We start from the raw sequence: 2,340 nt of genomic DNA, 5'->3' as shown, positions 1-2,340 counted from the left end.
CGCCCGACCCGGCCCGAGCGGGCGGTGCCGTACGCGGGACGGTTCGCCTGCGCGCCGTGAGCCCCCGCACCCGCGCGTACGCCCCCGGGGAACCTCGGACGGGCGAAGCGGGGCCCCCGCGCGGGCTAACCTGGACCGCTGAGCTCGTTCCCCTCGGTTGGAGAGAAATGGCCGTCAACCTGGTCAATGTCGAGAACGTCCGCAAGGTGTACGGCACCCGTACCCTCCTGGACGGCATCTCCCTCGGCGTGTCCGAGGGCGACCGCATCGGCGTCGTCGGCCGCAACGGCGACGGCAAGACCACCCTGATCCGCATGCTCGCGCAGCTGGAGGAGACGGACTCCGGCCGCGTCACCCACGTCGGCGGCCTCCGCATGGGCGTCCTGACGCAGCACGACTCCCTCGACCCCACCGCGACCGTCCGCCACGAGGTGATCGGCGACCTCGCCGACCACGAGTGGGCGGGCAACGCGAAGATCCGCGACGTGCTCACCGGCCTCTTCGGCGGCCTGGACCTCCCCGGATTCCCCCAGGGTCTGGACACCGTCATCGGCCCCCTCTCCGGCGGCGAGCGCCGCCGCATCGCGCTCGCCCAGCTGCTGATCGCCGAGCAGGACCTGATCGTCCTGGACGAGCCCACCAACCACCTCGACGTCGAGGGCATCGCCTGGCTCGCCGCCCACCTGGCCGCCCGCCGCTCCGCCCTCGTCTGCGTCACCCACGACCGCTGGTTCCTCGACCAGGTCTGCACCCGCATGTGGGACGTGCAGCGCGGCGACGTCCACGAGTACGAGGGCGGCTACTCCGACTACGTGTTCGCCCGCGCCGAGCGCGAGCGGATCGCGCAGACCGAGGAGGTCAAGCGGCAGAACCTGGTCCGCAAGGAGCTCGCCTGGCTGCGCCGCGGCGCCCCCGCCCGCACCTCCAAGCCCCGCTTCCGCGTCGAGGCCGCCAACGAGCTGATCGCCGACGTCCCGCCGCCCCGCGACAGCAGCGAGCTGATGAAGTTCGCCTCCTCGCGCCTCGGGAAGACCGTCTTCGACCTCGAGGACGTCACCGTCCAGGCGGGTCCCAAGACCCTGCTGGAGCACGTGACCTGGCAGCTCGGCCCCGGCGACCGGATCGGCCTGGTCGGCGTCAACGGCGCCGGCAAGACCTCGCTGCTGCGCGCCATGGCCGAGGCCGCCCGCACCGACGGCGACGAGCAGCCCGCCGCCGGCCGGATCAAGGTCGGGAAGACGGTCAAGCTCGCCTACCTCTCGCAGGAGGTCGCCGAGCTCGACCCCGACTGGCGGGTCCTGGAGGCCGTGCAGAAGGTGCGCGAGCGCGTCGACCTCGGCAAGGGCCGCGAGATGACCGCCGGCCAGCTCTGCGAGACCTTCGGCTTCACCAAGGAGAAGCAGTGGACGCCGGTCGGCGACCTCTCCGGCGGTGAGCGCCGCCGCCTGCAGCTGCTGCGGCTGCTGATGGACGAGCCCAACGTCCTCTTCCTCGACGAGCCCACCAACGACCTCGACATCGAGACCCTCACCCAGCTCGAGGACGTCCTCGACGGATGGCCCGGCTCGATGATCGTGATCTCCCACGACCGGTTCTTCGTCGAGCGCACCACCGACCGGGTGTTCGCGCTGCTCGGCGACCGGACGCTGCGGATGCTGCCGCGCGGCATCGACGAGTACCTGGAGCGCCGTCGCCGGATGGAGGAGGCCGCGGCCGCCTCCGCCCCCGCACCGGCGGCCAGGCCGGCCGCCGAGAAGAGCGCGGCCGACCAGCGCGCCGCCAAGAAGGAACTGCAGCGGATCGAGCGGCGGATCGACAAGATCTCCGAGCAGGAGAGCAAGCTGCACGCACAGATCGCCGACAACGCCACGGACTTCGCGAAGGTGGCCGAACTCGACGCGCAGCTGCGCGCGCTGGCGGGCGAGCGGGACGAGCTGGAGATGGCGTGGCTGGAACTCGCCGAGGACGCCTGACGGTTGCCCCCACGGCTGCCTGACATCCGCACGTCGCTGACGGCGCGTCACCGATAACGACGGCGTCACGGGCCGGTTCTCCCTTGGGAACAGGGGAGGAACCGGCCCGTCGCGTTCCGGCGTGGGTGATAGAAAAGCCACCGGTATGACAACTGGTCCTTGAGTACCGCTGAGGGGCCCGGAAGCGGACAGGCGCGGCGCGTCGGTCAGTGAAGAGGGGGAGACGCTGTGACACAGCCGCCCGAGGAACAGCCGCCCACGCCGTCCGGCGACCCGCTGCGCAAGTCCCCGGAACCGCAGGACGCCCCGCCGCCCGGCCACCCGGCCCCGCAGCAGCCGCCCGCGCCCGCCGCCGGCCCGTCGGACC

The 2,340-nt window shown here is 72.3% G+C and carries 1 protein-coding gene; it reads left to right on the top strand.

The window, feature by feature from the left end:
* Window positions 1-167 precede the first annotated feature (167 nt).
* Entirely contained in the window at window positions 168-1,973 is a 1,806-nt protein-coding gene (locus tag ACOV8S_RS00665; RefSeq protein ID WP_448315270.1) for an ABC-F family ATP-binding cassette domain-containing protein, read from the top strand.
* Window positions 1,974-2,340 lie beyond the last annotated feature (367 nt).

This window comes from Streptomyces sp. CO7, from assembly GCF_053474865.1.
Note: the sequence above shows the minus strand (reverse complement) of the source record. Positions and strands in the feature narration are given on the sequence as shown.

Excerpts from the sequence above, each read along its gene's own strand:
- ACOV8S_RS00665 (WP_448315270.1), top strand. The coding sequence starts at position 168 with ATGGCCGTCAACCTGGTCAATGTCGAGAACGTCCGCAAGGTGTACGGC.